24 protein-coding genes are annotated in these 26,552 nt (G+C 36.4%); 19 read left to right on the forward strand and 5 right to left on the reverse strand.

Annotated elements, in window-relative coordinates:
* Positions 1–518 precede the first annotated feature (518 nt).
* Entirely contained in the window at positions 519–1,628 is a 1,110-nt protein-coding gene (locus BMW36_RS07510; protein WP_089740253.1) for a GerAB/ArcD/ProY family transporter, read from the forward strand.
* A gap of 30 nt (positions 1,629–1,658) precedes the next feature.
* Positions 1,659–2,255, forward strand: coding sequence for a class I SAM-dependent methyltransferase (locus BMW36_RS07515; RefSeq protein ID WP_089740254.1), 597 nt, complete (start codon positions 1,659–1,661; stop codon positions 2,253–2,255).
* A gap of 70 nt (positions 2,256–2,325) precedes the next feature.
* On the opposite strand, the gene BMW36_RS07520 is transcribed toward BMW36_RS07515, so the two are convergent.
* Positions 2,326–3,801 (reverse strand): methyl-accepting chemotaxis protein, encoded by a 1,476-nt coding sequence (locus BMW36_RS07520; RefSeq protein ID WP_089740255.1) that lies wholly within the window; start codon positions 3,799–3,801, stop codon positions 2,326–2,328.
* Between the two features lie 336 nt (positions 3,802–4,137).
* On the opposite strand from BMW36_RS07520, the gene BMW36_RS07525 reads away from it, so the two are divergent.
* From BMW36_RS07525 to BMW36_RS07560, 8 genes are all read left to right on the forward strand, one after another.
* Positions 4,138–4,758 (forward strand): deoxynucleoside kinase, encoded by a 621-nt coding sequence (locus BMW36_RS07525; RefSeq protein ID WP_245711625.1) that lies wholly within the window; start codon positions 4,138–4,140, stop codon positions 4,756–4,758.
* 322 nt (positions 4,759–5,080) lie between these two features.
* Positions 5,081–5,815 carry an alpha/beta hydrolase gene (locus tag BMW36_RS07530; RefSeq protein WP_089740257.1) on the forward strand — a complete coding sequence of 245 codons (735 nt, stop codon included), beginning with the start codon at positions 5,081–5,083 and terminating at the stop codon, positions 5,813–5,815.
* Entirely contained in the window at positions 5,816–6,610 is a 795-nt protein-coding gene (locus tag BMW36_RS07535; protein WP_089740258.1) for an alpha/beta hydrolase, read from the forward strand.
* Positions 6,611–6,800: 190 nt separating this feature from the next.
* Entirely contained in the window at positions 6,801–7,784 is a 984-nt protein-coding gene (locus BMW36_RS07540; RefSeq protein ID WP_089740259.1) for a LacI family DNA-binding transcriptional regulator, read from the forward strand.
* A 274-nt stretch (positions 7,785–8,058) separates the two neighbouring features.
* Entirely contained in the window at positions 8,059–9,399 is a 1,341-nt protein-coding gene (locus BMW36_RS07545) for an ABC transporter substrate-binding protein (RefSeq protein ID WP_089740260.1), read from the forward strand.
* A gap of 114 nt (positions 9,400–9,513) precedes the next feature.
* A complete protein-coding gene (locus BMW36_RS07550) occupies positions 9,514–10,836 on the forward strand; it encodes a carbohydrate ABC transporter permease (protein ID WP_089740261.1) in 1,323 nt (440 codons plus the stop codon).
* Between the two features lie 14 nt (positions 10,837–10,850).
* Positions 10,851–11,669, forward strand: a complete 819-nt coding sequence (locus BMW36_RS07555; RefSeq protein ID WP_089740262.1) for a carbohydrate ABC transporter permease — start codon at positions 10,851–10,853, stop codon at positions 11,667–11,669.
* Between the two features lie 95 nt (positions 11,670–11,764).
* A complete protein-coding gene (locus BMW36_RS07560) occupies positions 11,765–12,748 on the forward strand; it encodes a Gfo/Idh/MocA family protein (protein ID WP_089740263.1) in 984 nt (327 codons plus the stop codon).
* A gap of 72 nt (positions 12,749–12,820) precedes the next feature.
* Here the strand turns inward: BMW36_RS07560 and BMW36_RS07565 are convergent, their stop codons facing one another.
* Positions 12,821–13,237, reverse strand: a complete 417-nt coding sequence (locus BMW36_RS07565) for a VOC family protein (protein WP_089740264.1) — start codon at positions 13,235–13,237, stop codon at positions 12,821–12,823.
* Between the two features lie 327 nt (positions 13,238–13,564).
* Here BMW36_RS07565 and BMW36_RS07570 point away from each other — a divergent pair, with 327 nt between their 5' ends.
* Entirely contained in the window at positions 13,565–15,163 is a 1,599-nt protein-coding gene (locus tag BMW36_RS07570) for a xylulokinase (protein ID WP_089740265.1), read from the forward strand.
* A gap of 83 nt (positions 15,164–15,246) precedes the next feature.
* Here the strand turns inward: BMW36_RS07570 and BMW36_RS07575 are convergent, their stop codons facing one another.
* Positions 15,247–16,341 carry an AI-2E family transporter gene (locus tag BMW36_RS07575; RefSeq protein ID WP_089740403.1) on the reverse strand — a complete coding sequence of 365 codons (1,095 nt, stop codon included), beginning with the start codon at positions 16,339–16,341 and terminating at the stop codon, positions 15,247–15,249.
* Positions 16,342–16,596: 255 nt separating this feature from the next.
* Between BMW36_RS07575 and BMW36_RS07580 the strand changes: the two genes are divergently transcribed.
* Both BMW36_RS07580 and BMW36_RS07585 read left to right on the forward strand, forming a co-directional pair.
* On the forward strand, positions 16,597–18,339 hold the full coding sequence (locus BMW36_RS07580) for a methyl-accepting chemotaxis protein (RefSeq protein WP_089740266.1): 1,743 nt from the start codon (positions 16,597–16,599) through the stop codon (positions 18,337–18,339).
* 394 nt (positions 18,340–18,733) lie between these two features.
* Positions 18,734–20,020, forward strand: coding sequence for a DUF5068 domain-containing protein (locus tag BMW36_RS07585; RefSeq protein WP_245711626.1), 1,287 nt, complete (start codon positions 18,734–18,736; stop codon positions 20,018–20,020).
* A gap of 532 nt (positions 20,021–20,552) precedes the next feature.
* Here BMW36_RS07585 and BMW36_RS07590 read toward each other — a convergent pair.
* Positions 20,553–21,146: a TetR/AcrR family transcriptional regulator gene (locus BMW36_RS07590; RefSeq protein ID WP_089740267.1), complete on the reverse strand. Its 594-nt coding sequence runs from the start codon at positions 21,144–21,146 to the stop codon at positions 20,553–20,555.
* A gap of 166 nt (positions 21,147–21,312) precedes the next feature.
* Between BMW36_RS07590 and BMW36_RS07595 the strand changes: the two genes are divergently transcribed.
* Positions 21,313–21,738 carry a VOC family protein gene (locus tag BMW36_RS07595; protein WP_089740268.1) on the forward strand — a complete coding sequence of 142 codons (426 nt, stop codon included), beginning with the start codon at positions 21,313–21,315 and terminating at the stop codon, positions 21,736–21,738.
* A 19-nt stretch (positions 21,739–21,757) separates the two neighbouring features.
* Entirely contained in the window at positions 21,758–22,147 is a 390-nt protein-coding gene (locus BMW36_RS07600; RefSeq protein ID WP_089740405.1) for a VOC family protein, read from the forward strand.
* A 369-nt stretch (positions 22,148–22,516) separates the two neighbouring features.
* Here BMW36_RS07600 and BMW36_RS07605 read toward each other — a convergent pair whose 3' ends face one another.
* Positions 22,517–22,963 carry a GNAT family N-acetyltransferase gene (locus BMW36_RS07605; protein ID WP_089740269.1) on the reverse strand — a complete coding sequence of 149 codons (447 nt, stop codon included), beginning with the start codon at positions 22,961–22,963 and terminating at the stop codon, positions 22,517–22,519.
* A 99-nt stretch (positions 22,964–23,062) separates the two neighbouring features.
* Between BMW36_RS07605 and pdxR the strand changes: the two genes are divergently transcribed.
* The 4 genes from pdxR to BMW36_RS07625 all read left to right on the forward strand — a co-directional run bounded on the left by pdxR (position 23,063) and on the right by BMW36_RS07625 (position 26,519).
* On the forward strand, positions 23,063–24,463 hold the full coding sequence (gene pdxR, locus BMW36_RS07610; protein WP_089740406.1) for a MocR-like pyridoxine biosynthesis transcription factor PdxR: 1,401 nt from the start codon (positions 23,063–23,065) through the stop codon (positions 24,461–24,463).
* A 458-nt stretch (positions 24,464–24,921) separates the two neighbouring features.
* Positions 24,922–25,272, forward strand: a complete 351-nt coding sequence (locus BMW36_RS07615; protein ID WP_089740270.1) for an ASCH domain-containing protein — start codon at positions 24,922–24,924, stop codon at positions 25,270–25,272.
* A gap of 68 nt (positions 25,273–25,340) precedes the next feature.
* Positions 25,341–26,030 (forward strand): hypothetical protein, encoded by a 690-nt coding sequence (locus tag BMW36_RS07620; protein ID WP_089740271.1) that lies wholly within the window; start codon positions 25,341–25,343, stop codon positions 26,028–26,030.
* Between the two features lie 39 nt (positions 26,031–26,069).
* Entirely contained in the window at positions 26,070–26,519 is a 450-nt protein-coding gene (locus BMW36_RS07625) for a YdbT family protein (protein WP_089740272.1), read from the forward strand.
* The last annotated feature ends 33 nt before the right edge of the window (positions 26,520–26,552 follow it).

Below are 26,552 nucleotides of genomic sequence, written 5' to 3' on the forward strand. Positions count from 1 at the left end.
CACTCGATTCAGAAAAAGGCCATTTATCGCTACATTCCTTAATCTGAACGGCGCATCCAGTGGTTAGACCTTTCGTGATGAACGACGGGTAGCAGGCTAAATAAGCAGTCCAATATGGCCGCAAGGAGGAAAAGCAATCTCCTAAAAAAGTTCTGTCCCTATCATTGTCCAATGGGCTAGTCTGAATGTCTATAAAAAAATGACGGAGTCATAAAATGGGGCATCCCCCACCCTCCGCCATTTCACATATTTTATTTTTGGGTATCTTAAATAAGCATATGATCAGAATCATCTGCGTAAAAGCAATCTATACAACATGTTAGTCACGCTTCCCCCACCCACTGGTGAAGCAAAACGAAAAAGATGTGAATGAGGAAGCAATGACTTTCTCATTACTTAAAAACTTACTAATTAATAACATTTCGCGAAATGCGAAGAGGGCCTTCAAGGGGATCCGGATCCAACTGGAAATTCCTCTAAAATGAGCTCTTAAACATATTATACGAGGATGGATTACTATGAAATCAATCGTGGAAGAAAAAAAGCTGGTTTCACCATATTTACTATTTTTCCTTATGCACTCCACTCAAACAGGAGTGGGTGTATTAAAATTTCAATCACATATAATTGAGGGAGCAGGTCGAGATTCATGGATTTCTGTTTTTGCATTTGGTTTAATGCTTCACATAATTTTCTTTATGATCGTATTTATTTTAAAACAGTCAGATTCAGGTGATATCCTGTCATTTCATAAGGAAGTTTTCGGGAAAATAATTGGTGGACTTCTTAATCTTGTACTGGCATGTTACTTTTCATTTGCAAGTCTCTTTACTTTACATTCTTATATTGATATTCTTCAACTTTGGGTTTTTGATGGGATACATAGTTGGGAGTTCTCGTTACTTTTCTCTATTATAATTTACTACATTGTATTGGGTGGCTTTAGAATTATAACAGCAATTGCATACTGGGGTGTTGTTATTCCGAGCCTCTTGCTGCTTTCTCTCGTGTATTTGCTTAATTATTCTGAAGTGTCCTATATTTTACCTTTGTTTAATTCTGAACTGAAAGACTATGTGATTTCCGCTAGAGCAACTGCACCGACTTTTTTAGGTTTTGAAGCAGTCCTCGTATTTTTCCCGTTTATCAGGGAAAGAGAGTATTCGAGTAAATGGGGGCATTTGGCAATATTTTATACCACAATCCTATACACTACGATCACGATCATTACCCTGATGTTTTTTTCACTTGGAAAGCTGGAACATTTAACATGGCCTACATTAACAATGATAAAAATTATCCAGTTTCCTTTTCTCGAGCGATTTGAGTTTATATTTATCTTTACATGGCTATTGGTAGTTATGCCTGTCATTTGTATCTATTTATGGTCAGCAATCCGGTCTGTAAAAATGACATTTCCGAAAGTTAAGCAGAGTTTTGTATTAATTGGTTTACTTATTGTTTTCCATTTTGTGAACAGTGAGTTAATAGAAATGCATTTTTCCTACATAATGGCACAAATCATTGGGACCAGCGGGCTCGTTCTGCTGCTTTGTTATATTCCGCTTCTTTTTTTAATTGCTCTTGTAAAGAAAAAAATGAAAAACAGGGCCACAGATCTTACGTGAGATTTATACTAATATACAGGGGGGTGAATAATGGGAAATAATATATTTGAAAAAATGGCCAAAAGATATGATACAGAAGAAAGAATGGAATTAGCTAAAATTATTGTGAAGGAGGTAAGGCCAGAATTACTTAACAGCGCATCGAAGTCTCTAATTGATTATGGCAGCGGAACAGGACTAATTAGTTTAGAATTAACTGATTTAGTAGAAACTGTCCTTCTGGTGGATTCCTCAAAGGAAATGCTGGAGGTGGCCAAAGCAAAAATTTCGCAAAAAGGTATTGCTAATTCTAGAGTCTTATATTCAGATTTTACTCAACAGAAACCAGAACTTAAAGGAGACATTGTCTTAATGTCGCTAGTCCTTCTCCATATCCCTGATCCTAAGGGAATATTGGAAATATTGTACAATGTACTGAATAAAGACGGTAAATTAATAATCATCGATTTTAATAAAAATGATAAAATTTCACATCCGAAAGTTCATAATGGTTTTTCGCATGAACAACTGAGAAAAATTTTATCCGAAGTTGGACTTGAAACTATTGATTTGAAAACATTTTATCATGGTGAACAAATTTTTATGAATCAGGATGCCTCGCTGTTTATTTGCACAAGTATAAAATGATAATTGGTTAGATATGCAAAGCCGGATAGTCCAGGTATAGATACTGACTGTCCGGCTTTGATAATTGTTTTTAACTGCCTTCGTTTTTGGTGATTTCTTCCAATTCATTACTTAACACATTTATTTCGTTAATTGTAACGTCCATTGAGACAACGTCCTGGATCCAGTCTTCCATTGTAGCTGCTACTTCCTCAGTTGAAGCTGCCTGTTGTTGAGAAATACTTGAAACATTCATAATTTGATCCTGGATAGAAACGATATTAGTAGATACTTTTTCGATCATTTGTGTTTCAGTATTAACTGATTGACTAGTCTTTTGAAAGCCGTCTGTAAACTCCTCGAAATACACCATCACATCACCTAATATTTCATTACCTGTTTTTAAGGCTGTGTCACCTTGATTTACAGTCTGTAAAGCTTCTTCAGTTTGCTTGGAAAGATCCATAATTATTGTGTTAATTTCATTGACAATACTTGAACTGCCTTCTGCGAGTTTTCTTACTTCATCAGCGACAACAGCAAATCCTTTTCCGTGTTCGCCGGCTCTAGCTGCTTCAATTGATGCATTTAATGCTAATAGATTTGTTTGTTCTGCAATTTGGTTAATTGCATTCAAGCTGCTGATTATATCGTTTGTTTTTCCTTGCAGTTGATTAACAATCGTCAAAGAGGTACCTACCGCATCATTAATTGTATTCATTTGATTTCCCATTTGATGTACTTTTTCAGTTCCGCCTGTGACTTTTTCCATCATAAGATTAGTGTTTTCTAACACGTTTTCAGATGCCTTTTTCGTTTCATTCATTTGGCTTGCAATATCATTTATACTTTCGCTGACACTGCTAATACTTTCTGCTTGATGTTGTATTCCCTTTGCCATATCCTGTACTGTGGAATTCACGTTTTCTATTTTATTCTTATTAGATTCGAGATTTCCTGAAAATACATTAATGCTGTTATTTAATATGGTGGAACCTTCTTTCACTTTGTTAAGTGTTATATTAATAACATCTACTAACCCTAATGCTTCTTTAGCTTTGTTTTGTGATTCTGTGATAAGATTTGATCCCCACTTGTTTACAAAGTAATGACTGGCCAAGATCCCATTTACATTAATGAAAACAAGAAGAAATAAAGTGATACGTACAGCTTCACCTAATACTGCGTGAGGGTTGATGATATACACTGTAATTAGAGCGATATTTACTAGTATTCCATGAATAAAAACTAACTTCTTATTAAAATACATGGAAACAACGGCAAGAGATAAGAGTAATCCATAGGCTCCATTAAATTCCATGCCGGGAGTCAAGAAATGCATGATGGCAATTAAAACAATAAGAACAGCATAGCATAATCCTTTGATATTGCTATTAATTCTGGTGAAATAAAATGCTGTTACAACGACCCCAGTTACAATGACTGGAACTGATTCTTTTAAACCTGCTATAAAACCAAATTTTACAAAAGCCAATATCATAGTTAACAAAATAATTGAATATATAATCATCGTAGTAACTTTATCGGCATTTTTCTGGTGATTCATGGTGTGTCGCCTCCATTTATTTTTCTTTCTATATATTTTTAATATCGTCAATATTCGACGAAGATGTAGTGTCTTTTTTTATGGACCGTGCTGTTTCTTTTTTCTTAATTGCCCTCCATTTATTAAATCCAACATCTGGTATCATTTCAATGACATAAATCAATATATTGTGATTTGAATTGTGATATAATGAGTAGGCTGCTTATCCATAAGGATCTAGTAAGAATAAAACATCTGAGGATAGTTACAGTTTTTCTAAAGGAGATAAGTATGATGGGAAGCTTTTATGCTGATTGCTTAAAATTGTTAAAAAAAACCGAAGGAGAAGAATTAAACATGATAACAATAGATGGGGTTGTAGGGGCAGGTAAGACAACATTAATGGACATAATTGTAAAAGAATTAGGGTATACACCTTTTGAAGAGCCTGTGGTCAATAACCCGATTTTAGATAAATTTTACTATGATCGTGAACGTTACAGTTTTCCGTTACAGGTTTTCTTCCTGAATGAACGGTTCAATCATATTAAAAATGCCAGTAAAATCCCCAAAGCAGTATTAGATCGTTCTATTTACGGTGATGTAATCTTTGCTAAAATGCTAAAAGATGGGGGAGAAATGTCTGAAGAAGAATTCGATATTTATTTAAATTTGTTTAAAAATATGATGGAACATTGTCAGCCTCCAACATTAATGATTTACTTGGAAGTTTCGCTTGAAGAAGCAGTTCGACGTATCAATAACCGTGGAAGAAGCTATGAGATGGATACAGAAATTTCCTATTGGGAGAGACTAAACAAAGAGTATGAAGAATATTTTGATGCATATAGTGCTTCTCCGTTATTAAAAATAAATGTTGATAAGCTTGATTTTGAGAAGAACCCTGCAGATCGTGAATATATTATATCGCTCATTAAAAATAAATTAGATTCGCTTCAGTTAAAAGAAGTCAGGTAAGCATTAGTCAAACTTACAAGGACGTATAGTTGTACGATCAATATCGTATGAATTCTGGAGATGGTTTTCTGCTTAATGCAGGTAACCATCTCTATTTTATTAGAGAAATAAATAATAGCGGGAACGACCGGAGAACTAGATTTGACCATCGATAAATAGTACAATGATTAATAATTATTAAGTTATCCACGCTTCGACTAAATAAAGAGATGTAGTAAAAAATGTGATCGATTCGGATGAACTTATAGAGGAAAATAACAAGATTACAAGAGCAATACGGTAGCTTTATCAAAAATCTTATCTTATTGGAGGATTGATAGATATGCATTGGCTTCACGTCCATTTCCATTCAGAGACCCTGGGAATGCCAGTCCAGATGGAAGTGTTGTTGCCTGAGAGCCCCATACTGACTGATAAAGATTACCCAGTTCTGTATTTGCTTCATGATATGGGAGATGGCCACACCTCATGGTTAAGAAAGACTAACATTGAAACACATATAGAAGAACTTTCCATGGCAGTTGTTATGCCAATGGGCCATTTAGGGTATTATACGGATATGTTTTCTGGTAAAAAGTATTTCAGCTTTATAACCGAGGAATTACCTGCTATTTGTGAAAGAATGTTTCCGCTTTCGGAGGAACGCATAATTGCCGGAAACGGGATTGGAGGATACGGTGCGTTGAAAGCTGGCTTGTTGGCCTTTGATAAATTTAAAAAAGCAGCCTCTTTCTCTGCTCCAATTGATATTGACAGCATCTCCCGGCGGCTCACTCAGGATCAATCATTGGATATCTTTGGATTAAACGATGATCTGAAGGGAACAGAACATGATCTTTATGCAGTTGAAGTTCTGTCTTCACGGACACAATTCTATCTTTCCTGTGACGTGGATGATTACAGGAAAGATAACCGGTTGTTTGCGGAATATTTACAAAGATCCGGCCTATCCTGTTCCATAAGAGAAATTCAGCAATTTCCCGATAAGTGGAAGAACTTGGATCGCTCATTAAGTGAATTCATCATATGGTTGTCTGAGAAAAAGGGGGTTAAATGAATGGCTCTAATAGAAACCTTTGTTCATTCGAATGTATTAGGGATGGAGATGCCGGTAAACATAATTTTACCACAGGAAAAGCAACCTTACAGACGAAACAATAAGAGGAAAGTATTATGGTTACTCCATGGCGGTTCAGGGGATGAGTCCGCATGGCTCCGTATGACCAATATAGAACGATATGCGAATGATTATGATATCGCTGTCATTACTCCAGGTGGGTTAAACTCTTGTTTTACTAATATGGAACATGGAGGGAAATTCTTTACATATCTGACTGAGGAATTGCCATTCATTCTTCGTCAAATTTTCCCGCTTCTTTCGCCAAAACGTGAAGATAATTATATTGCAGGGTTTTCTAACGGGGGATACGGGTGTTTAAGAAACGGCCTTGCCCGGCCTGATATATATTCGGCAATTGGTGCTTTTTCAGCTGGTGACAAGTCTGATGTTTCTTTTGAAAATGATGGCAGTAAAAAAGCAAGGGGGAGAATAGAGGTATTTGGTGATGGTGAGATTAAAGGAACTAACCATGACCTCAAGTTTCTGGCAATGAAAGCAATCGAGACAGGTCAGCCTCTGCCTAAAATCTACCATGCATGCGGCAGCCTCGATCCATGGCTGGACTTAAACGAAATACTTTGTTCCTTCTTTCGGAAGCAAGGAGTTTATGACTATACTTATCACTTAGCGGAAGGTTACGGACATACATGGGATTTCTGGGATAAGGAAATAGTCAATTTCCTGGAATTCCTACAACTTTGTAGAGGTAATACAAGTTATATCGGGTTATAAACAAAAACAGAAGAATGGACTGATCACACTTATCACAGCACTTAACACCCGGTGTATTTACTGAAATAGTATTATAACAGTTTGAATCTGTTGTGCTGGAGAGTATCTCGTAAATCTTCCATTAAACTAGAATATAATGCAATAGACAATGTAATGGATTACATTAAGGATAGCAGAAAGGGGAACTAGCATGCCAACCATTCAGGATGTTGCACGAAAAGCAGGCGTATCAGTGGCAACTGTTTCTCGTGTATTAAATAATCCTTCAGCAGTTGCTGAAAAAACGAGATTGCAAGTACAGAGAGTGATGGAGGAAATTGATTATGCCCCAAGTATACTTGGCCGCAATTTACGTACATCAGAAAGCAGAATGTTTATTGTCCTATTGCCTATGATCTCTAACCCGTTCTATGTCAATATCGTAGAGGGAATAGAAGAGACCGCAATAGAAAATGGCTACAATATCTTGCTCTGTCAAACACACTCTAAACCTGAGCGGCAAAATGTATATTTTGAATTATTACGAAATCGTTTAGCCGACGGTGTCATTTCAATGGATCCGACATTAAATAAAGAAAAGTTAATTCATTTAGCAAAGCAGTTTCCAATTGTTCATTGCAGTGAATATGATAAAGATAAGAGTCTATCCTATGTAACAATTGATAGTGAGCTTGCAGCATATCAGATGACTAGATACTTATTGAAACAGGGCCATACACGAATTGCCCTCATTAATGCTGACGAAAAATTTCTGTATGCAAGAGAACGAAAAAGAGGATATCTAAGGGCGTTGGAAGAGTATAAAATAGATTATGATGAGAGCTGGATATTAACCGCAAGAGATGTATCATTTGATGCAGGACAGCAAAGTATGAGATCGTTATTGCAACGGAATCAGAAATTCACTGCTATCTTTGCTGTATCCGACGTATTGGCTATTGGGGCTTTAAAAGAACTGAATATAAAGGGTATTCGTGTACCTGAAGAGATGGCAATTGCTGGATTTGATAAAATAGATTTCAGCAATATGACATATCCTTCTTTAACAACGATTTCTCAACCAATGTATAAAATGGGGTGCACAGCTGTAGAAATGTTAATAAAAAAAACCCGTGGTGAGAAAGTGGATGATGTTATTCTGGAACACGAACTGATCATCCGTGAATCTACGTAATTTCATGGTATAAGTTATTCTTTAGTCTTCACCTTAATAATAAATAGTTAAGGTGAATTTTTTTCCGTTGGCAGAATAAAATCATAATAAGAAACTAAATGAATGAGAACATCAAAACACGTTTTTATTAAGTGCAGATACTATCCTGAATATCTGCTGTAATCGGGGATGATAAAAAAGTGTTTGACATGTATTTGGAATTTGTTATAATCATAAATGTAATCGATTTCATCTAAAGTGGAATCGATCAAAAAATATAAATGGGGGTTCTGTTATGGTACAGATGAAAAAGTTATTTATTGTTGTCTTTATTTTATTGATGTCTGTTTTTGTAATGGCGTGCAGCGAGGACAGTGGAACTGATTCAGCCAACGGAACAAATTCTGATGACACCGAAAATAATAATACAAATGAAGAAAATGAAAGCGCTTCAAATGACGAAGAGGTTACACTTGTGTATGCACGCGGGGTAGATACAACTGGTGCGATTGATCTAGTTATTGAAGCATTTGAAGAAAAACATCCAAATATTAATATTGAATTCAGAGAAATGCCTGCAGATACAGGTCAATCCCACGATCAATATGTGACAATGTTTAGCTCGATGAGTTCTGAGGTTGATGTGTTTGATGCAGACGTTATTTGGCCGGCAGAGTTTGCACAGGCGAATTATGCGCTGGAATTAGATCGATTCATCCAGCGGGACGGTATTGACATGGATGCATATTTTCCTGGTACTGTAGCCGCAGCAAATTTTAATGGAAAGCAATGGGCGATGCCAAAGTTTACTGATGCCGGAATGCTATATTACAGGACAGATATTGTGGAGGAGGCACCTGAGACTTGGGATGATTTAATTAAGCAGGCAAGTGAGCTTCAGGGAGAGCAGGGGACGCAGTTTGGTTATTTAATGCAGGCGGCACAGTACGAAGGGCTGGTATGTAACTATATTGAATTTATTGCATCTTATGGCGGGCAAGTTATTGATGAGAACAACAATATAGTCGTTAACAGTCCTGAAACAATCAAAGGCCTGGAGAAATTAGCGGAAATAGTTAATTCAGATTTCGTACCAGACAATATACTGAATTTTATGGAAACAGAGACGGAAAATGCATGGATAGCTGGCGATGCAGTGTTTGCACGTAATTGGCCTTATCTTCAGGCATCTTCGCAAGATGAGGAACGTTCTTCCGTTGTAGATAAAGTAGATATTGCACCATTGCCGGCGGGGGATGCAGGACATGCAGCGACATTAGGTGGCTGGATGGGAATGATTAACCGCTACACAGAACATCCTGAGGAAGCATGGGAATTCCTGAAGTTTATGACAGGTGAAGAAGGTCAGAAAATAATTGCGGTTCATGGCGGTCGCGCACCAACTTTAGAGGCACTCTATGATGATCCGGAAGTACAGGAGGCTGGTCCATTATTCTCGAATCCGGAATTCGTAAAAGTATTGCAATCTGCTGTTCCTCGTCCTGTTACACCAATCTATCCGGAGATTTCGGATATCATGCAGATTGAAATTTCTAAATTTTTGACTGGTGATCAAACAGCAGAGGAAGCAGCACAAAATATGCAGACAAAAATGGAAGCAGCGATGGCTGAATAAACTACTTAAAATTCACATATCAAAAAGCAAGGTGGGCAGCATCTCTCTCATCTTGCTTTTCTTTCAAGTACATCTTGTTTTCAGGTGTATTTGATAGAAAGGGAGGGCAGGTTGATGAAGAAGTTAGGCAAATTTCAGTTGAATGAAAAGCAGTTGGGTTATGCGATGATTTTGCCATCATTAATTTTAGTATTTGTTGTAACACTTTGGCCTGTTGCACAGTCATTTTATAACAGTTTATTTGATTATCGCTTAAATGATCCAACCAGATCACAGAAAATGTTAAATGCAACTATTGATTTGGAGCGATATGCAGATAATTATTTTTATATTGAAGGTCAATTATCGAACCTGGAAAGTAATGCAGATGGAGAAGTATCAGCAGCTGTAGAGCAGGTAAGAGAAGTGGTGGACAGTTATCATGGCGAGCTGATAAGTAACTCGGAAATAAGTGAAAAAATTAAGCAAATTGATGAAATGTTAATGAACTACCAGCCAGTGACGGATGAAAATCTTAAATACACAGAAGTAGACAATGATTTTGCTAAAGAGTATCGTTCTGCGCTTCAGGAATCAGCAGTTGAATTCCAGACAATTGCAGATTCAACAGAAAATGAACAACTGGCACAAAGTCTTTCACAAACAAGCTCATTGCTGACTGCTACAAGTGAAAATATATTGGAATCTAACTTTATCGGTTTTGCCAACTATGGGAAATACCTTAAAGATCAGAGAATGTGGCAATCTCTTGGAAATACGGTTTATTTTACAGTGGTTTCCGTATCATTTGAGCTGATTTTAGGCTTGGCTATTGCATTATTAATCAACAGAGCATTTAGAGGTCGTGGATTAGTACGTGCGTCTGTACTTATCCCTTGGGCTATCCCTACAGCGGTAGCTGCAATGATGTGGGGATTCTTATATGATGGTCAATCTGGTATCATCGGTCATTACTTTGAACAAATTGGTATAATTTCAGATGCTTCATGGCTGCTTTCAACATCAAGTGGTGGACTGTTTTCGGTAATTTTTGCTGATGTGTGGAAGACAACACCGTACATGGCTCTGCTTTTACTTGCTGGCTTGCAGACAATCCCCAGGTCTTTGTATGAAGCAAGTGATGTTGATGGTGCGAACAGATTCCAGCAATTCATTAAAATCACATTACCTTTATTAAAATCTTCTATTCTTGTTGCATTATTATTTAGAACACTTGACGCTTTCAGAGTATTCGACTTGATTTATGTACTAACTGGTGGAGGACCAGCAAATGCAACTGAGTCGATCTCCATTTATGCATATAAAACATTATTTTCCCAACAAAACTTTGGAGAAGGTTCTGTTCTGTCAGTCATTGTATTCCTATGTGTTGCATTAATCAGTTTTATCTATGTACGCCTGATTGGCTCTGATTTATTCGCTGGACGTATGAAATAGAAAGGAGAAATCGTATGAAACGAGCAGGCATTGGCTTCTATATTTTTCTCATTATTTTTGTATTTTTAGTTATGTTCCCATTCATTTGGGTCTTCCTTACATCAATAAAACCTGTTGGAGAGATATTTACATCGTTTAAATGGTTCACAACAAATCCTACATTATCTTCTTACGAAGCAGCCTTAACTAATCGCCCTTTAATGCGTTATATGTTAAACAGTTTTGTTGTATCAAGTATAACCACATTGTTATCGGTTGGATTTGCAGCCTTTGCTGCATATGCTGTTACAAGATTACCTATTAGAGGAAAAGGCTTATTTTTAGGGATTGTACTAGCAGCATCAATGTTCCCGCAAATTGCTATCATTTCACCAATGTTTAACTTAATTACATCTTTAGGATTGCGGAATAGTTATTTTGGGCTGGTTATTCCTTATATAACCATCAGTTTGCCTTTATCTATTTGGGTTCTTTCCACATTCTTTCAGAAGATCCCATTTGAATTGGAGGAGTCAGCTAAGTTAGATGGGGCAAGTCCTTTTCAAACTTTTAGAAAAATTATCTTCCCATTAGCAACTCCTGGTATATTTACAACAGGGATTTTAGTGTTTATTGCTGCATGGAATGAGTATTTATTTGCCTTAACAATTAACAGTGATGACTTGTGGAGAACTGTGCCTGTAGGTATTTCAATGTATCAAAGTGAGTTCTCGATACCTTGGGGAGATATATCAGCGGCAACCGTTATTGTAACCATCCCAATCGTTATTTTAGTATTGCTCTTCCAGAAACGAATCGTATCAGGGTTAACTTCAGGATCAGTGAAGGAATGAATTTGATTACTATTAACTAAAATATAGTTTAAATTGTTCCCAATTTTCACTTACATCTGTTATCATTTGGTAAATATGAAAAAGTAGGTGAGTGAATGCTTAAAAAGAGAGTAATTCAAGTTGGTGCAGGAGGATTTGGTCTATCATGGCTGGAGATATTACATCAGCATGAGGAGATAGAAATTGTAGCTGTTGTAGATGTGGACATCGATAACCAGAAAAGAGCACAAGAACTTTTGCAAAATGAGAAAGTTCCCTGTTTTACAGACTATAACCGTGCTTTTGAGGAGATAGTGGCCGAAATTGCAGTAATTGTTACACCACCTCAGACGCATAAAGAAATAGCAATTAGGGCATTGGAAAACGACTTACATGTATTTATGGAGAAACCCATAGCACATACTGAAAAGGATGCTATCGAACTAACTGAATTTTCAAAGTCGTGTTCAAAATCAATAATGATTAGTCAGAATTATCGTTACAGACCTGAGATTCAAGCAATAAAGAATGCTGTTAATGCCCATATGGCTGGGCCAATAGAATACGTGGAATGGAATTTTCGAAAAGCGACAAAATTTGGTGGCTGGCGTGATCAATATGATGAAATTATTGTCGAAGATATGAGTATCCATCATTTTGATCTCATGCGATATTTATTAGATGAAAATCCAACTAGCATATACGCGAAAAGCATGAGACCTTCATGGAGCTGGTTTAAAGGTAACCCGAATGTAAGCGCTACTATTAAACTTGGTAATATATTGGTAAATTATTTTGCGAGCTGGGTAACAAGTGTCCGTGAAACTTCATGGAATGGGGATTTTATGCTGTATGGTGAAAAAGGGGCAATTACCCTCATTAATGATAAGCCTTGTATCCTCAGAAATGATGGAACGAAAGAGAATTTAGTGATCCCTGAAATGGATTTAGTAGATCGGGCATATTCCATTACAGAGATGATTCGTTCCATTGATGAAAGCAGATTGCCGTTGACAGATATCTCTGATAATATTCACAGCTTCCAGATGGTAAGTACGGCCTTAAAATCGATTAAGCAAGGAAAAGAGATTTCTCTGTAATTAAATCTTGGAGTAAATATCATCATCATATTAAAACGCAACCGTCAAGAAGCAGGAATTTTACCCTGCTTCTTACCGTTTTTCTTGCATTTTCCTGATGTTATCAGGATGGAATGGTGAGTTAATGTCTTCGTACACTACACTAAATGGATTGTTATCTAAGTCAAAGAAATCAAAAAATTTCATATCATCATAGTCTTGTATTTCACTTGTTTTGACTCCATTACTAATTAGTTTATCATGTGCTGCTTCAATATCATTCACAAAGAAGTTATAATAAGAATTTCTGTTATTTCTGATGATTTCAAATTCAGTAGCTTGTGCTGATGCCACTTTTACTAAAGAGAGTTGTGCTGAACCGCTTGGCAAACAGAATCCCGCCCCATCCTCCCAATCGGATATCTTTTTTAAATCTAAGTTTCTCTCAAACCATTCTGTTGAGCTCTCTAAATTTGTCACAGGTATAAATATACTGCCGATAGAAAACATATCTTCTCTCCCTTTCCTAATAAGTTATATACTCGTTTATAATTCAGTGAGAGGGAGGAAAAAATCCTTCTATTTTATTAAAAAAGATATTTGTTTGCGAATATACACGTACGGACAAATTGTGATTGACGCGTGTATATTGTAAGTGATATCATATGAATATATATGAAGATATAATATAAAAGAGACAAATAAAGAATTTTTTTGATTGTTTAGTAATATAATTATTTGTACAGACAAGTTTAAGAGATTCATCATAATTTATCATGAATAATTGATTGCTAGTTTATTTAATATTAATTTATATTCTATTGGAGGAAAAATAATATGAGTATGGAAATTAAAGAGGCAATTCAGAATGGTAAAACGGTTTTAGGTATCGAGCTGGGATCTACCCGCATTAAGGCAGTACTTATTGGAGAAGATAATGCTCCGATTGCATCAGGCAGCCACGATTGGGAGAACAGCTATGTGGACAACATTTGGACATACAGTGTTGATGAAATTTGGAAGGGGATACAAGACAGCTATCAAAAAATGGCTAGTGATGTTAAACAGCAATATGGTGTTAACTTGAAAAAGGTAGGAGCAATTGGGTTCAGTGCAATGATGCATGGATATATGGCTTTTGATAAAAACGAAGAGCTGCTGGTCCCATTCCGTACATGGAGAAATAATATTACAGAGCAGGCTGCAACGGAATTAACAAAGTTATTTAATTATAATATTCCCCAAAGATGGAGTATTGCTCACTTGTATCAGGCGATCTTAAATCAGGAAGATCATATTGGAGATATAGCTTTCCAGACCACTTTAGCGGGATATGTTCACTGGAAACTTACAGGACAGAAAGTATTAGGCGTTGGTGAAGCATCAGGCGTTTTCCCTATAGACTTAAATACTAAAAAATTCAATCAAAAAATGATCGGACAATTTAATGAATTAATTAACTCTCGCAATCTTTCCTGGAAGCTGGAAGATATCCTGCCAGAAGTATTAGTAGCAGGAGAAAGTGCAGGTACTCTTACAGAAGAAGGTGCAAAGCTGCTTGACCCTGCTGGAGAATTAGAAGCAGGAATACCACTCTGCCCGCCAGAGGGAGATGCGGGAACAGGAATGGTAGCAACGAACAGTGTGGCGAAACGTACAGGTAATGTTTCTGCAGGTACTTCTGCTTTTGCAATGGTTGTATTGGAGAAGGATTTGTCAAAAGTATACCCTGAAATTGATCTGGTAACGACACCGACTGGTAATTTAGTAGCAATGGCACACTCCAATAACTGTACATCCGATTTAAATGCATGGGTAGGATTATTTGGAGAGTTTTCAAAAGCAATCGGTATGGATGTAGATATGGATAAATTGTATGGCACATTATTTAACCACGCACTAGAGGGAGATCCTGATGGAGGCGGTCTGTTGTCATACGGCTATTTATCGGGTGAGCATATGACACATTTTGAAGAAGGGCGTCCATTATTTGTACGGAACTCTGAAAGTAATTTCAATCTGGCTAATTTTATGCGCACACATTTAATGACAGCTTTTGGAGCAATGAAAATTGGGATGGATATCCTGATCAAAGAAGAAGGTGTCAAGCTTGATGAAATCCTGGGCCATGGTGGTGTATTTAAGACTGAAGGTGTTGGACAAAGTGTCCTGGCTGGTGCACTCAATGTTCCGGTTTCTGTTATGGAGACAGCAGGTGAGGGCGGTGCATGGGGTATGGCGCTGCTTGGTTCCTTTATGTTGAATAAAGCCGATAATGAAACGCTTGATGACTACTTAAATAATCAGGTTTTTGCAGATCAGGCAGTTAAAACAGTGTCTCCAGATCCTCAGGATGTGGCAGGATTTGAACAATTTATTGAACGCTATAAAAATGGCCTTCCAATTGAAAGAGCGGCAATTGATAATTTAAAATAACACAATAAAACGATAGGGGATAAAAATCCTCTATCGTTTTATTTATGCTTAATAAATGTGCTCGAATGTTCGCAAAATGCGGATTATTCTATTTCATATTTACCGGTTTCGTCTCCGAAATATTTATTATATCGTTTTTTAAATTTATAAAAGATGTATGTGCCGATAACTTTTACTAAAGCATATCCGGGAATACCGAGTATTACGCCGACAACTCCAAATAGATTACCAGCTATAAGTAAGACAAGAATAATAGTTAGTGGATGAATTTGCATCGTTTTCCCCATAATATTTGGGGAAACGAAATTACCTTCTAAAAATTGTACGGCAATCCAAACAATAGCTAATTTCAATAGCATAAACGGAGAGTCTACTATCGCTATAATAGCTGCAGGAATGATAGCAATAGTAGGCCCTAAATATGGAACAACACTCGTAACAGCAGCTACAATGGCCAAAGTAAAAGCGTAATCGAGTCCGATAATTAAATAACCAATAAAAAGCAGAATGCCAATTACTGATGCAACAATAATCTGGCCCTGGATGTAAGAACCTACTTGTGTATCCATATTATTTAAAATATTTCTGGCATCCTCCCGGAATTTTGGCGGGAATATTTTGATTACAAAACGCTGAAACTTTTTCCCGTCTTTTAATAAGAAGAATAGTATAATCGGAAATGTTATGATATTCACAACGGTATTAGTTATCGTACTAGCTACATTTTGAACACCTTGAAACCCATCGGAAATGTATGTACCTATTAATTGAGGCAACTCACTAAGCCTGTCCATTACCCAGTTGTATCCCTCATCATAATATGGTCCAAGAAATGAATTTTGAAGCCAATCTTCTGTAGTAGTACCTAATTGTTTCAGGTAATCTGGAAAACTTCTCACTAAATCCTTCACCTGTGCTTCAATTTCTGGTGCTGTTAATAATATTAACCCAGTAAAAGCACCGCTGATCCCAAGAATGAGAATAATAATTCCCCAGATTCTCTTAATTCGGAATTTTTCCAGCAAGTCTACTACCGGATTCAATAAATAATACGCAATAAATGCGAGAATAACAGGTGTCACAATAGTAGAAAGGATCACCTCTAAAGGATAAAATATAAACGAAACTTTTGTATAAATAAAGATCATTATACCAATTAAGATAAAAAAGGCTAGCATGTAAAAGATATTTTTGCCGCCAATAAATGATATAAATTTATTTTGATTTTCCAATCCTAACAGCTCCTTATATCGTCATGTAACATATTATAACTAATTTTCCACCATATAACGAATTTAAACAGATAAGGAGCATAATTAATTGGATAGCGCAATTTCCCCATCAACTAAAAGCGATGGGCATAAACTTTTAGTTGATAGACTTAAATTACTAGAAATATTATCCTATTATAAGTGGAAAGAAGGGGGAAAATCATGCGCAAATCTATTGCACGACGAATATTATTTATTTTGATATTTTTAACGTTTCTATTTGCAATAAATACTGCACTTAGCGGTGTTACCAATTCTCAAGTCCAATTATCTGCTAACATAATGTCCAATTATTTTCTCAATTTAGAGAATCAGAAGGCAGTGTTGGCAGAAGAAATGAGTCAAATTGAATTATCAATTCAGACATATCTTCTCGACGAAAATTCGAACAATAATGCGAAATCTGAAAGCGTATTATCCAGTGTGCAGAATGCAAACGAAATCTCAGCAGAACTGGCAGAAATAACAGAAGATTTCTCTGTTGAGTCGATGAGCAATACACTTGAAAATGCATTTAAACCATATTTTGAAGATCTGGGTTCCTATCTGGAATTAGCTGGATCAATAGCTGAAGAAATTGCTGAGGATAATGAGGAGTCGGTAAATCAAAGTTATCTCACACTACAGACTTTAGCTGCAGAAATGAACACATCAAAAAGAAACTTTCAGGAAGTGTTAGAAGAAAGTATCGCCCATGAAAAATCTCTAATACAGTCTAGAGTATCGAGATCCACTGCCATTATATGGGGAATGGCGATTTTATTTATTATTTCGGCAGGCATTGCTTTTCTGATTACAAGGAGAACAATCACGGTACCATTGAAGAAAGTAAATAACAGCCTTCATGATATTATACATAAGCTTGAAAATAATGAAGGAGATCTAACAGTCCGGATCGAAAGTAAATCTCATGATGAGATTGGCCAAATGACGAATGGTATTAACAGATTCCTGGATACACTCCAGAATGCAATGATCTCGATAAAGTCAGGTTCTAATACGATCAATACATCTACCGAAAATATAAGCAATCATATCGAAGGGTCCAAAAATTCAACAACACAGATCTCGATTGCATTAAACGAACTATCCGCAAGCATGGAGGAAATTAGCAGTACAATACAAACAATTGATGATGGCGCCCAGAATATTTTAGCAGATGCAAATGTGATTGCAGGGGACGCAAAAGAAAATTCTGACCATGTCGGCAGGATAGTGGAAAGAGCAGATCAAATCAGCGAAAAATCAGTTGAAAGTAAAGATCAGACTTCGACAATTATAAAAGGTATAAAACAAACAATGACACAATCAATTGAGAAGAGTCGTTCAGTGGAGAAAATAAATGATCTTACAACAAATATTTTAGATATTTCCTATCAGACAGATTTACTTGCATTAAATGCCTCCATTGAAGCAGCTAGAGCAGGTGAGGCAGGAAAAGGATTTGCCGTCGTGGCGGAAGAAGTAAGAAAACTGGCAGAAATCACAAAGAAAACAGCCAACGATATTCAGAGTATCAACACGCTTGTAACCGAGTCTGTAGAGGAGCTAGCTGAAAACTCTAACAAAATATTATCATATATAACAGACACTGTTCTGGATGATTATGATGAATTCGTCAATATTGCGGAAAATTATAAAGATGATATGGAAACAATTGATGAAATGTTAGGCCGGTTTAGTAAAAAGTCAGATGATCTGAGAAGAATATCTAACAATATGGCAATTGGTATACAAGAGATCACTATGGCGATTGAGGAAAGTGTAAATGTGGTACTAGAATCTAATGAAAACACATCAACATTGCTGGAATCTGTCACAACAATATCTGATGAAGCAAACCATAATAGGGAAATAGTTTATGATTTAAACAAACAGGTAAATAAATTCAGAAAAGTAGAATGAATGTGTTCACTAATGCATAGCAATCCTCTGGCCGAATTATTGCGGTCAGGGGATTTTTTAGGTTAATAAAACTCAGTTAAGTATAATCGCCTTAAGTTATTATACCTAGATAAAAGTAATTATCGGGAAGCTCCCAGGAAAACAGTTATAATGTATCATTTTAATACGGGATAAGTGAATCTTTTTCAAAATTAAGCATTATTTTTCAGTTTTTCGGAACGGTTGCCAACAGTGACAGAGTAAGAGTAAAAAGCAAAATTTTTTATTGAATAGGAACAAATACTTATCGATACAACAGTGATCTGTATCAAGTTGACAACATTAACAAGTATTGCTAAATTCTTATTGGTAGATTAATATGGATGTTTATCCATTAAGAGGGGAAGAGTTAGATTTGAAAAAGTTATTATTGTTATTTATAATGACGTGCTTCTTTGGTATAGTAATTGCTGGCTGTGGCAGTCAGGATACAGAAGCACAACCGAAAGAGGAAGCTGACGAAACAACGGGAGATGAAAAGGAAGAGGTTAATGAAGAAGAAACTGAATCTGAAGATAAAGAGAGCGACTCTGAAACTGATGGAGACAATACAGATACAGCGACAGCAGCTGATTTTTCAGAAGTAATTAGTTATATGGAGGAAGTGACAGAAGGAACTGCTGATATTCAGTATGAAGGTACTACAGACTTTGAACACGATATGGAAGGTGTAAAAACCTCAGTGGATTCTTATGTTCTGGCAAATTTAACTGATTTTCATACAGATTTCAGTATACCATTTGACGATGAGACAGATGGAGCTGTCCTTCTGGTTAAATATACGGTAAAGAATGAAACGGATAAAGACGCTTATTATATGCCAAGCTTTTATTTAACTTATACTGGTGCAACAAAATCATTTACTAATTATAAAGAATTATTGCCAGAGGAGCAACAATTGCAATCATTGTTATCACCATCTAGTGATTACTTAATCGAAGCAGGAAAAGCATATACAGGGTATTTTGCTTATCCTTTTGGCAAGTCAATTATGCCTGGTGTTTTAAATGAAGGAATTGTATCCATAGAAGTTCCAGCCCCACATGCGACAAAAGGTGATGTGAATGATAATTTTGGCAATGGAACAACCCTTCATTTAGGCCTGACAGAAGAGGCGAGCAGCAAAGTAACAGAGAATCAAAGTTTTTATCAGGATAAACTAACTACCCAGAATATGGGTGAAAAGATCATGCTGGAGGAAAAGCAAGGGATAGGAACAACAGAGACTATTAGCGATTTTGCGATTACTTTGGAAGGATACCAGTTTACAGAATTTATTCCAAACGAAGTGGAAGCACCACGGTTCGAAAATTTTACGACTGGAATGGTAATGCTAACGGTTAAGTTCCTTATCGAAAATAATAGTGATTCCGAAATTGGCTTAACTCCTCTCGGTTCAAAGCTTACTGTCAACGATGGAGCACAGTATATGTGGGATGAAGGTATGTTGCTTGATTATGGGTATGATGATGTAATTGGAGCAGGGGAATCCGGAGAACTACTGCAGATTTATGTGCTTGATAAAGAGCAGTATGATAAAATATGGAAGGAAAAATCATTTGAAGTGGAATTAGGACCGATGAAAGATCAATCAGCAAAAGATATCTCTAAAGGAAAAACAGCTGTTTTTAAACTAAAATAAGTGTACTTCAGAAAAAAAGTGAAGGTGAGACATAACCGGTCATGTGCCACAAAACACGAGAATATTAGAAAAAATCAGTGTACATTATATGGGTTACAAAAAAACTGTTTGAATCACCCAGTGAAGATGTTTGATATCCTGTATTGGGTGAACATACGTTAAAATAAAAATTCTCATGAACATTTCAAGTATATAATGTTTATGAGAATTTTATTATGTTTCTATTATTGCAACAGAGCAATACTTTAGCGTAGGCCGATTGCGTAGACTCCTGCGGGACAGGACGAGCAGAAGATCCACTTGGTGAAACGGGTTTCTTCACCAAGTTAGCTGAAGACAGCCCCGCGGAAAGCGAAGCAATCGGACGAAGCGCCACCCTTGCACACTAAAAATATCAAGGTGACTCTATTCAAGTGAATGCACATTATCCCCATAATATGCATTAAAATTGGAAGATAGAATTCACGTCATCGTTCGGATTTTATTATAACTGATATGTTTTTTCCCAGACTCATTTTCCTATTGGAAGGTGTTAATCTGAGAAGATCTTCTCGCTAATTAAGTTAAGAAAATCGCCCCATTTCTCTTGAAATTCCTGTTCCTCAGGATGTAATCCAGTGATCATCTCTGTCACTTTTCCATACAGCAGGGGATACACTGTCAGACTTGACATCATTAATGTAATCAGAGCGGGGTCCAAGTCTTTTGAAACCAGTCCCTTCTGTTGTTTCGCTTTCATATCTTCCACATAAGATTGCAACACTTTTTTTCTGCTTTCTACCCCATTCGAGTTTTCCGGGATCTCTTCAACCGCTTCCCATGCAGTAAATTTAAGAAATTCCATTAAATATTCATTATTTACTTTAAAACGAAATTCTGCAATTTTCTTTGGATCTGCAGGTAATGTAAGGTTTTCCTTTGGCACAGAGGAAGCGAAATTAGCTATTGTCGCATTAATAAGCTCCTCTTTCCCTTTGAAATAATGATAAATCAACTGTTTGTTAATGCTGGCACGTTTTGCAATAGATTCTATTCTTGCGCCAGAGAACCCCTTTTCAAAAAATTCCTCTTTAGCGGCATTTAGAATTTTATTTCTCGTCCGTTCTGCGTCACGTATTTTCCCCAATTTCTTCACCCTTTTCGGCATAAGTCTATTTTCCATCTTAATAGATCAATTAAAGAAAATCAAATATAACTTTACAAATATAAAGTTATATTATAAGATATTACCAACATAACTTTACATATATAAAGTTATGGATTTACCTAAGATGTGAAAGGTTGGGATAAAGATGAGTGAAACAGTAGGAGCAACAAAGGTTGAGAAGATTTTTGTGAATTTGCCAGTAAAAGATTTAAAAAAATCTATGGATTTTTTTAAGAAGATTGGTTTTACTTTTAATCCTCAGTTCACCAATGAATCTGCAGCATGTATGGTAATCAATGAACATATTTATTCCATGTTATTAGTGGAAGATCATTTCAAAACATTTACGAACAAGACCATCATTAATACTGAAAAAGAGACAGAAGCGATTCTTTCCCTGTCAGTCACCAGCAAAGAAGAAGTCGATGAATTAGTGGAAAAGGCATTACAAGCTGGCGGGAAAATATCTTCAGAAGCGAAAGATTACGGATTCATGTATCAAAGAGGTTTCCAGGATACTGATGGTCACTTGTGGGAAGTTCTGTATATGGATATGAATGCAGTTAATTAATGAGAAAGGGGTAATGGCGATGATTCATAAATTAGGACAAGTAATGGTATATGTTAATGATCAGGATAAAGCAGTTACCTTTTGGTGTGATATGCTTGAATTTACTATTGTCGCTGATCAAAAAACCGATAATGGGATGCGGTGGGTGGAAATCGCCCCTTCAAAAGAATCAGAAACTTCGATCGTTCTCCATAATAAAGCGAAGGTTGCGGAAATGGAACCAGAAATAAATTTGGGCACTCCTTCATTGATGTTTTATTCCGATAAAATTGAATTACTTTATGAGAAGTTAGCAGAAAACAATTTCCCGGTGGGTGAAATCACTAAACTACCTTCAGGAAGAGTATTTAATTTTGCTGATTATGAAGGGAATTACTTCGCAGTGATGGAGAAATTTATTGAGAAGTAAGTGTTTTTCTGAACCGCCTGCATGATTAAACAATTCCTCAGAAACCAGTTGAGGCGATTGCATGAATTTCTAAGTCGTAATATACAGAATATTGCGGGTGCAGAGCGAGCTGAATGCCATGGCGTGAGAAAAAACCGGAGCGAAGGCACTCGGATTCCTGAAAGGCTAATTTAAGTTTCACTCGAATGTCTTTGATAGGTAAAGACATAGTCAAAAAAAGTATTTATTGCGGTAAGTTTGAGGAAGTATACCGCCATGGCAAAGGTACAAACCATTGACATAGAAGAGCTCAACAAAAAAATGGTTCCAGACGCATTTTTTGCTCGGAACCATTTTTATACGGACTTATCCCGGTATGAACCATATAACTCACTTTAGTTCTTTTAGGAAGACATAGCTTACTTTCCTGTAACTCATTTTATCTTCATAAAAACGGTGGGCATTCTCTCGTAGTAAACCGGAAGAAAGTGAGACAATTCCGTAATCATGTTGAGTTGCCCAGTTCTCGATATAGGATAATAGTTTTCTTCCATAACCCATTGATTGCTTCTGGCTTTCTGTTACTAAATCACAAACCCAGATGAATTTTCCGTTATAGAGAGTGGTCATTGGCATAAATCCGCTCAATGCAATAATCTCGTTATTGGAATATAAACCAATTAACCTGTAGTCATGTAATTCTTTTGCTTCCTGTACTATTTTAATAAATAAATCTTTATCTAAATGTGTTCTGAGCTGTTTCATTACAGGAAATGCTTCTATCCACTCTTCTTTTGTTACTAACTCTTTGATTTGTTCTGAAACACTATTGATCATGGTCAATCCCTCCAGTTATTTTTTTAATTATTATAAGAAAACTCTGGTATAATCAAAAGAGCCAGATTGGTAAAAATGAATGGTACCAGAGGTGAAGAAATGAATGAAATCACACCGCCTTTAGATCATCAGAGTAAACAGCCCTTATATCTTCAAATATCGGATTATTTTAAGCAGGAGATTGTTCGGGGGAAGATTAAGGCAATGGAAAAACTGCCATCAAAGAGAGTGTTAGCAAACCACTTAGGAATTAGTTTAAATACAGTCCAGGCAGCGTATGAACAATTGCGTGCTGAAGGATTTATTAAAAGTGAAGAACGAAAAGGCCTTTATGTCCAGGAGATTGAAGGAGGCCAATACTTTGAATCTACTCCCCACTATTCCCAACAGACACCATCCCGGAGTGAAAATACAGAATATCTCATTGATTTTAATTCAGGAAAAGTCGATTTAGATCAGTTTCCTTATCATTTATGGCGGAAATTGACTACTGAGGCCCTTTATGAAGAGAACAGTATGTTACTGCAAATGGGCGATCCGCAAGGGGAATATTCTTTAAGGACAGAGATTGCAGCATATTTATATCAATCGAGAGGAGTAAACTGCAGTCCGGAACAGATAGTAATAGCTGCAGGAACACAGCAATTAGTTGGTTTGTTATCCATTTTAATTGGACCGGATTATCATTATGCATTGGAAGATCCGGGGTTTCACCGCACGAAACAAGTCTTGAAAGATTATCGCATCACTACCGTTCCGATTTCACTTGATCAAAGTGGTATATCTGTTAAGGAATTATTAGTATCACAAGCTAAGGTAGTATACGTTACTCCATCACATCAATTCCCTAATGGTATGGTAATGCCTATTTCCCGTAGGATGGAATTGCTAAAATGGGCGAGAGAAACAGGTAGTTTCATCATAGAGGATGATTATGATGGAGAATATCGCTACAAAGGAAAACCGATCCCCTCGTTACAGGGGCTGGACAGGCACGGATCTGTTATATATTTGGGAACATTTTCGAAGTCTTTAATCCCTTCGATTAGAACTAGCTATGCGGTACTGCCACCAGCACTTACAAAGAAATATCAGGTTCAATTAACAATTTATAAGCAAACTGTATCAAGATTTCATCAGGATACACTGTATAAATTTATGCAACGAGGCCACTACCAAAGGCACTTAAATAAGATGAGGGCATTATACCGGAAAAAACATAATATCCTGTTGAATGCTATTGAGAAAAAAATGGGAGAAAGTGTGAAAGTAATCGGTGAAAATGCTGGATTGCATATACTTCTAAGAGTATGTAATGGAATGACAGAAGAACAGCTCATAAAATCCGCTTCAGAAAAGTCTGTCAAAGTATATCCTACTTCGATTTATCATGATAAAAGATTAAATGGGGAGCCGGAGATATTAATGGGATTTGGAGGATTAGCAATCGAAGAAATAGAAGAGGGCATACAAATACTAAAAGAAGTCTGGAAAATTTAACTGCAATACAACAAAAAATCCTGAGGAAATCCGCAATACTAGTAACAGAATATTGCGGATCAGGAGAAAAGCTGTAATATCTTTTTGTATCCCAATACTAACGTCAGTAATGTTTCTACTGATCAAAAGTCTCGCTTTATCAGTTACTTCTTCAATATTTTCGCTAACAGTTTCTTTCCTTCAGGTGTTAAATAGGCATTTCTATCATGATACAGCTGGTTAGCTCTGCTTTTTGACATACTGTAGGTTTTCTTAGATGACAAGGAAAGCCCTCCCTTCCAACCACATATCATATAATATGGTCAAAAAGGGAAATTGCAAAGGACAGTTAGTGGGTGGCATTAGTGGAAAATTCTCTATTTTAAAGTTATATCAGCTCGATATTTTTAAAAGTTGATAATTTTATAAAAAGTAGTAATAATGAAAGTAATAGAAACTATGAAAGGCATGGTGTGAATATGACAAGCGGACACAACAATCAGGAACTTCCCCCAAAAACGTGTACAATAGATCGGCTTATTACAGTTCCGGAAGACATAGAAAAAGTGTTAAAGGGAAAGAAAAGTGCCACAAGAAGAAATGGCCGTTATGCTGATGTGGGAGAGATAATGACATTAGCAGGGCGACAGTTTAAAATAATAAAAGTTTATCATCAAAAACTTGGAGAACTGACAGATGCTGATGCAATCAAAGAAGGGTATGAGAATCTTGAATCATACAAAGAATCAATCTTATCCATGCACCCGGGGATGCCGTGGGTACCTGGCATGGGAGTCTGGGTACATGAATTCGTTCCTGCGGAGAATTGAAAAATAGAAAAAAGAAAAGTATGCATGAACGGACTCATTTCGGATAAATTTAAATGGGAGGTGAAATCATGGATACTTTCTTTTATTTTCTCTTTGTAATAGCCTATATTTCCTTATTAGTTTGGGCAGTTTATTCCTCCAGTCAAAATCTATCCTATAGAAGTTTTCTTTTTCTTGTCATTACAGGTCTGGTATATGACAATGCGTTACTCGCTTTCGGGCGATTTATTGGTGCCGGAGAATTATTAGAGACCTTAAATGCAGCACGCTATTGGATACACGCAATAGTCACACCAACACTCGTGTTGTACTGCTATGGGATTCTAAAGTTGCTAAATATAGAATGGGTAAATAGCAATAAAGGTAAAATGGTTTTCTACTATATTACCCTGTTGCTCATTGCAATTGAACTAATAATAGAGGTTATTCCCTTAAATTTAAAACCTGTCTGGGAAAATGGGGTACTTAATTACGCACCGGTTACAGCAAATAACCACCCTCCGTACATGATTCTTGCTGTTACTGTTATTCTACTAGTCACAAGTATTATTTTGTGTAAAAAAACAAAGTGGAAATGGATGTTGATAGGGACAGTATTAATGGGAGCAGGCAGTGCAGCAGCACCACTATTTCCTAGCGGTGCACTAACAAATGGTTTCGAATTAATATTAATCTTCACACTTGTCATTACCAAAATATATATAGAGAGGAAAAAAACACTCCCTTTTTTAGGAAATAATCCCAAAAAAGCACGTTGATATGTTATGATGATTGTATAAAAAGGGAGGGTCATATCAGTGCATTATACATTTGGAAATAGTGGTAAATGGAAAAATAAAGGCTTCGTCTCAATTATTAATGGGTGTCTTATCTTAATAGCATGGATTGTAGTTTTCGTTTTCGCCAGCAATAAATTAAGCCAGGTATTCTTTTTAATTATCACAGCAGCTCTGTTATTCTCTTTTAGCTTCCGCATATATAAAGCGGTATACTTTTTTCGATTGCCAAGTAAAGATTATGTGGTTCTTAATGAAGAATTTCTCATCTTAAGTGGCCTGTTTACAATCAAAAAGCAAATTCCCTATACGCAGATAAAGCAGGTTGCAAAAGTCAATGATACTATTGTTCTCTCATTTGAAAATGGTGGAGAGTCAATCATATATCTCGACTGGCTGGATAATGAAGATGCTAATCAGTTATGGATGCAGCTGAAAGGAAAAGCAAATTCCTTCGTGCAAAGCAGTTGATTCCTGGAAAGGTTGTCTAAAGGTGTGGTATAA

Source organism: Gracilibacillus ureilyticus (assembly GCF_900111195.1).
Taxonomy (GTDB): domain Bacteria; phylum Bacillota; class Bacilli; order Bacillales; family Amphibacillaceae; genus Gracilibacillus; species Gracilibacillus ureilyticus.

Bases quoted from the DNA above. Each gene is read 5' to 3' on its own strand.
- BMW36_RS07510 (WP_089740253.1), top strand. From the start codon at position 519: ATGAAATCAATCGTGGAAGAAAAAAAGCTGGTTTCACCATATTTACTA.
- BMW36_RS07515 (WP_089740254.1), top strand. From the start codon at position 1,659: ATGGGAAATAATATATTTGAAAAAATGGCCAAAAGATATGATACAGAA.
- BMW36_RS07520 (WP_089740255.1), bottom strand. From the start codon at position 3,801: ATGAATCACCAGAAAAATGCCGATAAAGTTACTACGATGATTATATAT.
- BMW36_RS07525 (WP_245711625.1), top strand. From the start codon at position 4,138: ATGATAACAATAGATGGGGTTGTAGGGGCAGGTAAGACAACATTAATG.
- BMW36_RS07530 (WP_089740257.1), top strand. From the start codon at position 5,081: ATGCATTGGCTTCACGTCCATTTCCATTCAGAGACCCTGGGAATGCCA.
- BMW36_RS07535 (WP_089740258.1), top strand. From the start codon at position 5,816: ATGGCTCTAATAGAAACCTTTGTTCATTCGAATGTATTAGGGATGGAG.
- BMW36_RS07540 (WP_089740259.1), top strand. From the start codon at position 6,801: ATGCCAACCATTCAGGATGTTGCACGAAAAGCAGGCGTATCAGTGGCA.
- BMW36_RS07545 (WP_089740260.1), top strand. From the start codon at position 8,059: ATGGTACAGATGAAAAAGTTATTTATTGTTGTCTTTATTTTATTGATG.
- BMW36_RS07550 (WP_089740261.1), top strand. From the start codon at position 9,514: ATGAAGAAGTTAGGCAAATTTCAGTTGAATGAAAAGCAGTTGGGTTAT.
- BMW36_RS07555 (WP_089740262.1), top strand. From the start codon at position 10,851: ATGAAACGAGCAGGCATTGGCTTCTATATTTTTCTCATTATTTTTGTA.
- BMW36_RS07560 (WP_089740263.1), top strand. From the start codon at position 11,765: ATGCTTAAAAAGAGAGTAATTCAAGTTGGTGCAGGAGGATTTGGTCTA.
- BMW36_RS07565 (WP_089740264.1), bottom strand. From the start codon at position 13,237: ATGTTTTCTATCGGCAGTATATTTATACCTGTGACAAATTTAGAGAGC.
- BMW36_RS07570 (WP_089740265.1), top strand. From the start codon at position 13,565: ATGAGTATGGAAATTAAAGAGGCAATTCAGAATGGTAAAACGGTTTTA.
- BMW36_RS07575 (WP_089740403.1), bottom strand. From the start codon at position 16,341: ATGCTAGCCTTTTTTATCTTAATTGGTATAATGATCTTTATTTATACA.
- BMW36_RS07580 (WP_089740266.1), top strand. From the start codon at position 16,597: ATGCGCAAATCTATTGCACGACGAATATTATTTATTTTGATATTTTTA.
- BMW36_RS07595 (WP_089740268.1), top strand. From the start codon at position 21,313: ATGAGTGAAACAGTAGGAGCAACAAAGGTTGAGAAGATTTTTGTGAAT.
- BMW36_RS07600 (WP_089740405.1), top strand. From the start codon at position 21,758: ATGATTCATAAATTAGGACAAGTAATGGTATATGTTAATGATCAGGAT.
- BMW36_RS07605 (WP_089740269.1), bottom strand. From the start codon at position 22,963: ATGATCAATAGTGTTTCAGAACAAATCAAAGAGTTAGTAACAAAAGAA.
- pdxR (WP_089740406.1), top strand. From the start codon at position 23,063: ATGAATGAAATCACACCGCCTTTAGATCATCAGAGTAAACAGCCCTTA.
- BMW36_RS07615 (WP_089740270.1), top strand. From the start codon at position 24,922: ATGACAAGCGGACACAACAATCAGGAACTTCCCCCAAAAACGTGTACA.
- BMW36_RS07620 (WP_089740271.1), top strand. From the start codon at position 25,341: ATGGATACTTTCTTTTATTTTCTCTTTGTAATAGCCTATATTTCCTTA.